Genomic DNA, 4,959 nt, shown 5'->3' with positions numbered 1-4,959 from the left:
AAACGCTTCTTTGGAACGTCGTTGACGGCATTGTGCGCATCGTTGTTTTCGTGTTCTACATCTGGCTTATTGGCCGCATGCAAGACATCAAGCGCATGTTCAGCTATCACGGTGCCGAGCATAAAACCATTCATTGCTACGAGCATGGTTTGCCGCTCACGCCCGAAAATGCGCGCAGCTTCCCGCGTTTGCACGTGCGCTGTGGCACGGCGTTTCTGATTATGGTCATGATAATCGCGATTTTCGTATACACCATTACGCCGCTCAATGGCCTCATCGCCGCATGGGGCGTGCCCGATGGCCCCGCAAAGTTGGCGCTCGTCATTGTGGCGCGCATTCTGCTCATGCCCGTAATTGCCGGCATCAGCTACGAAATCACGGTGAAGTGGGCGGGCAGCCATCCTGAAAACCCGCTGGTGAAAGTGGTGCTGTGGCCGGGCATGCAAATGCAGCGACTTACGACCAATGAGCCCGACGATGAAATGCTCGAATGCGCTATTGCTGCTATGCAACGAGTGCTCGAGCGAGAAGAGCGCGAGGAAGCGGCCCAGGCTTAGGCGTTTTTGGAAAACCGCAGGCGGCGAGGCCAGGGTGGTCGGCTGGCCTTTGACAAAAGGCATTGGTCGGACGCATGAAGCCTGGCACGGGCGTGCGTTTTGCCCAGGCCGCTTTTGCGCTTTTGCTGCGCCGTTCGCGCGGGCCGAGTTGGGCGGTATAATTGCGCCCATGAATACTTCAACTGGAAAACTTGTTTTATGCCCCACGCCCATCGGCAACTTGGGCGATATCACGTTGCGCACGCTCGATGAGCTGCGCGTGGCCGATGTGGTATGTGCGGAAGACACGCGCGTCACAGGAAAGCTGCTCGCGCACTTCGATATTGAAAAGCGACTCGAACGGCTCGATGAAGCGACCATTTCCAAGCAAGCTGATCGCATTATCCAGCGCGTTTTGGCTGGCGAGCGCATCGCATTTTGCAGCGATGCCGGCATGCCGGGCGTGTCTGATCCGGGGTCTCGTCTTGTTGCGTCGGCGCAGGCCGCGGGCGCGCTTTACGAGGTGCTGCCGGGCGCATCGGCCGCTGCGACGGCTTATGTCGCCAGCGGTTTTTCCGACCCGCGCTACTATTTCGGCGGGTTTTTCCCGCGCAAGGCCGGCGAGCGCAAGGCGGTGCTCGAAGCTCTTTCGGGCCTCGATGCCTCGCTCGTGTTCTATGAAAGCCCGCGCCGCATAGCCGATGCGCTTGCGGTTGTCGCGGAGGTGTTCCCCGCGCGAGAGGTTGCGGTGTGCCGCGAGCTCACGAAGCGCCATGAAGAAGTCTTTCGCGCTATGGCTCCCATTGCCGCGGAAGAATTTGCCCGCCGCGATGCGGAAGAGGGCGTGAAGGGCGAAATCGCGTTGGTTATTTGCCCCCCAACGGCTGCCGAAGTCGAGGGCAACGCCGCCGTTCAGGCTGCTTCTGCCGCCGAACGCGCGTCTGAGCTTCTTGCCTCTGGTGAAATGTCGCATAAAGATATTGTTGCTGCCCTGCGCCGCGAATTCGGCATTTCGCGTAACGAGGCGTATGCGCTCGTGCACGAACGCTAGGAAGCTTGGCGGGGGGTGTCGCGAATCCGCGCGTTCACCTAATGACGAAAAAGCCCTGTTGCGGCGGCTCCCATGCTATGGTCTGTAATCGTTTCGAAAGGACGATCAATGAACGATTTCGTGTTCTATTCTCCGACGGAATTCATTTTCGGCAAAGGCGTTACCGACCAGGTAGGCGAGCATATTGCCAAGCGCGGCTATAAACGCGCGCTGCTCGTTTACGGCAAGGGCTCCGTGGTGCGCACGGGAACGCTCGAGCGCGTGAAGAAATCGCTGGCTGCGTCGGGCGTCGAGGCCGTTGAGCTTGCGGGCGTGCGCCCGAACCCCGAAGTGGGGTTGGTGCGCGAGGGCATCGAACTTGCGCGCAAAGAAAACGTCGACGTTATTTTCCCTGTTGGCGGCGGCAGCGCGATTGACTGCGCCAAAGCGATTGCATTTGGCGTGCCCTACGAAGGCGACGTGTGGGACTTCTTCAGCAAAAAGGCGACGATTGCGGAATGTTTGCCTATCGCCTGCGTTCTCACTATTCCTGCGGCTGGTTCCGAAGGGTCGAGCTCGTGTGTTATTTCCAACGATGAACTGGGACTGAAGCGCGGTACGAATTCGAACTTGTTCCGTCCGAAGGTGGCGTTCCTCGACCCTGAGCTCACGTTCACGCTGCCGCCGTATCAAACGGCCGCTGGCGTGACCGACATGATCGCGCATGTGTGCGAGCGCTATTTCAGCGGCACGGGTTCGTCGAGCCTTACCGACAACATCGCCACGGGCATTATTCGCTCCCTTATCGACGAGGCTCCCGTGGCTCTTGCCGAGCCCGAGAACTACGAGGCCCGCGCGAACATTATGTGGGCAGGAACGCTCGCCCATAACGACATCGCGGGATGCGGTCTCTCGGCGACGCCGACGAGCCGCGCTGGCGGCTGGGAAAGCCATGCGCTCGAGCATGAACTTTCTGCGTTTGACACTTCCATCACGCACGGCGCCGGCTTGGCGGTGGTCATGCCTGCGTGGATGCGCTATGTATGGCGCGAAAACCCGGCTCGCTTCCTGAAGTTCGCGCTGCAGGTGTTCGACATCGAGCCTATCGACGAAACCGATGAGGCAATTGAAGATGCCGTGACGGCCGCAATCGATGAGCTGCAGGCGTTTTTTGTTGATCTGGGCATGCCGCGTACGCTCGGCGAGTTCGGCATTGCCCCCGAAGATGTGGACAAACTGCTTCCGACGCTCAAGGCCAACAAGGGCGAAGTGTTCGGTGGCTTTAAGAAGCTTGCGCTGGAAGACGCGAAGGCGATTTATCTTTCAGCGTTCTAGAGGATAAAAATCGTACAGAAGTTCGAAACCGCCCGCCTATGCAGTACAATAGGCGGGCGGTGCTTCACTTGCCGGGCGGCGCCTCTGGAAGGAGGTGGTCCCGATGGATACTCAAACGGTTATCGCCATTTGCGCAGTAATGTCAGTTGTTATCGGAGTCGTCGACCTCGTCACCCGCGACAAGTGATCTTCATTGGAAAGGAATAAGCCGGGTGCCTACCAAAGCTAACCCGGCTTAGAACTCAAACGATGTCGCCCGGCTTCGCGGGGCACCGTGCTTGCATCTTAGCATGATTCTTGTTTCGAAGGAATGTTCGCTGTGCCTTCTGTACGAAAAACCATGCTGCACGCCGCGGGGTTCGACGTCGAAGTCACGCGCAAGCAGCAGAAGCATATGTATGTGCGCCTCAAGCCTCGTGCTGGAGGTGCCGATGCGACGGGCGGCTCGTCTGCTGCTCGCTTCCGCGTATGCGTGAGCGCGCCGCTGCGGTATTCCGACGCTCGAATCGCGTGCTTTATCGAAGAGCGCGCATCGTGGATTCGCGAGCATGCGGCAAAAATGCAGGCGAGGGAACGCGATAGCGAAATCAACGGAACATCGTCTTCGCCAACGCAGGAAGAGCTTGCCCAGTGGCGTGCCGTGGTGGCTGCGTTCGTGCCGGCGCTCATAGAGAAATGGGCGCCGATCATTGGCGTTTCACCTGGTAAATTAGCATATCGAAATATGGTGAGCCGTTGGGGCAGCTGCAATGTGAAAACGGGGCGCATCTGCATAAACGTGCAGCTTGCCGCCCAGCCTCCCGAGTGCTTGGAATACGTGGTGGTACATGAGCTGTGCCACTTGCGGGAAGCGAACCACGGCCCGCGTTTCCACGCGCTGCTTGACGCGTATTTGCCTCATTGGCGCGATGCCGAGCGAAAGCTGCGCGGTGCGATCAGGCGATAGGGAAGGCACCTTGCACGAAAACGCGCGAAGTGCGTAGCCTAAATTCGAAAGCGCGGCAGCATCGACGTTTTGCGAATGAGCGACCAGGCATTATGCAAGTGACATAGCGGCAATTGCCTTCAAGGGTACGCACTTCGTGCGTTTTCGTGCGCAAGAGGTTTTCGCGCGGACCTAACGAAAGCTGCGTGGCGCGATTTAGCGATAGGGCGTCAGGTCGAGAGGCTGTGCGAATCCATACGTGCAGGCAATATTGCTTACCCTCTTTTCCTTCGGCGCCTATGACACGTTGTCATAGGCGCCATTGTTTTATGGCATACTTTGCCAAGAATGAATCCACGAAATGAAAGGGGTGCGCATGCTGAGTTCATTGACGATTGCGTACCTCTTTTTGGGCGGAACGGGCGCAGGCGCCGTGCTCGTTGCGTGTCTGCTCGATATGCTGTGGGCCCATGAGCCTTTCGGTGCCGCTGCGCCATGCTCCCTCTGTGCTTCTTCGTTGCAACATCGTGCGATTGCTTTCACTTGCGCCGCCGGAACGTTCTGTTTGATTGCGGGGGCTTTGTGCCTGCTCTTCGATTTGGGCCGCCTGGACCGTGCGGTCTTTCTTGTTCAGAACCCCTCGTTCACCTATCTTACGTTTGGCACCGTCGCGCTCGGCTCGCTCATTGTATGTGCGGCGTTTCTTACGATGGTCCGTTTCGTGTACTTGCCTATTATTCCGGGCATTTTGGTGGCCGTGATCGAGGGTCTTGCATGCGTTTTATCGCTGGGCGTTATGCTCTATACGGGGCTGCTGCTGGAAAGCCTTGGCAGCATAAGCGCATGGAACACGCCGCTCGTGCCTGTTTTGTTTTTGCTCTCGTCGGCATCGTGCGGCATTGCGGTGGCGCTCATCTGCGCGTTCTTCGACGGCCATGCCGTGAATGGGTTTGCTGTTCCGCGAATTATGATTATTGCGGATGCTGCTCTTGTGCTGGGCGAATTCGTCGCGACAGTGCTCTACGGGCTCTTTCCGCCCGCCAGCGCGTCATTTGCTGGCTTGGCGACGGGCGACGCGCTTGCGCTCTTGCTCTGGTGGCTGGGCTTCGTCTTCTGCGGAATTGCTGCGCCTT

The 4,959-nt window shown here is 58.4% G+C and carries 5 protein-coding genes; all 5 read left to right on the top strand.

All coding sequences use genetic code 11. The features are described 5' to 3' along the window. Nucleotides 1-557 (top strand): DUF1385 domain-containing protein (locus tag ACWI8T_RS07750; RefSeq protein ID WP_449138523.1); only part of this gene is annotated, 557 nt, incomplete at its 5' end. Nucleotides 558-726: 169 nt separating this feature from the next. Further along, nucleotides 727-1,587 (top strand): 16S rRNA (cytidine(1402)-2'-O)-methyltransferase, encoded by an 861-nt coding sequence (rsmI, locus tag ACWI8T_RS07745; RefSeq protein WP_449138522.1) that lies wholly within the window; start codon nucleotides 727-729, stop codon nucleotides 1,585-1,587. A 108-nt stretch (nucleotides 1,588-1,695) separates the two neighbouring features. Next, complete coding sequence (locus ACWI8T_RS07740) at nucleotides 1,696-2,901, top strand: iron-containing alcohol dehydrogenase (protein ID WP_449138521.1); 1,206 nt, start codon at nucleotides 1,696-1,698, stop codon at nucleotides 2,899-2,901. A 319-nt stretch (nucleotides 2,902-3,220) separates the two neighbouring features. Continuing rightward, nucleotides 3,221-3,847, top strand: a complete 627-nt coding sequence (locus ACWI8T_RS07735; protein WP_449138520.1) for a M48 family metallopeptidase — start codon at nucleotides 3,221-3,223, stop codon at nucleotides 3,845-3,847. Nucleotides 3,848-4,202: 355 nt separating this feature from the next. Then, nucleotides 4,203-4,959: NrfD/PsrC family molybdoenzyme membrane anchor subunit (gene nrfD / locus ACWI8T_RS07730; protein ID WP_449138519.1), on the top strand; the 757-nt coding region annotated here is incomplete at its 3' end.

The organism is Slackia sp., from assembly GCF_977041755.1.
Note: the sequence above shows the minus strand (reverse complement) of the source record. Positions and strands in the feature narration are given on the sequence as shown.